The sequence below is a fragment of the Thalassotalea litorea genome (assembly GCF_005843925.1).
Taxonomy (GTDB): domain Bacteria; phylum Pseudomonadota; class Gammaproteobacteria; order Enterobacterales; family Alteromonadaceae; genus Thalassotalea_A; species Thalassotalea_A litorea_A.
In genome coordinates, this window is record NZ_VCBC01000043.1 from 1 (window position 1) to 599 (window position 599).

At 36.4% G+C, this 599-nt stretch carries 1 protein-coding gene; it reads left to right on the forward strand.

Annotated elements, in window-relative coordinates:
* Positions 1 to 71 precede the first annotated feature (71 nt).
* On the forward strand, positions 72 to 554 hold the full coding sequence (locus FE810_RS17010; RefSeq protein ID WP_138321871.1) for an Imm26 family immunity protein: 483 nt from the start codon (positions 72 to 74) through the stop codon (positions 552 to 554).
* Positions 555 to 599: the final 45 nt, after the last annotated feature.

Below are 599 nucleotides of genomic sequence, written 5' to 3' on the forward strand. Positions count from 1 at the left end.
CAGCCGTTCGAGCATGAATTCGTATTTGACTCTAAGTCAGCGAACAAAGGACTAATTAATAGAAAAGCACTATGGAATTGCCAACAACCAATATGCTCAGGCAGGTGCCGTATCGCAAACGATTAAAAGTAGGTGATGTTTTTCGTCTAGCTTACCCTGAGAATAAGTTCATTTTTGGACAAATTATTTCTTTATCAGCCTCTGTCGGCGGATTCGACAACTGTATCAAAATATACATTTATGATTTCATAACGAACGATGCTGAAAATCTGGTTAATTTAAGTTCTAAAAAGCTAATGTGCGAACCATTATTTGTTAATCGGTTGGGTTTCAGTAGAGGCTATATGCCAATAATTGCAAACATGCATTTGCCAGATTCCTCTTGCGCAGATGAATGGTGTTTTTATGATGTGCCTTTTAAAAAATATCTGGACGAAAATGGAATTGAGCTAACAAAACCAAAACAAAATATAGGTACGTGGGGCTTGAGCAACTACTTGGTTTTAGACGATTTAATAAGCAAGAAACTTGATTTACCACTTGTAGACGATTAATAAATGACATAGTTTTTCAGTTAAGTGGACGTCTTTAACGAGCGA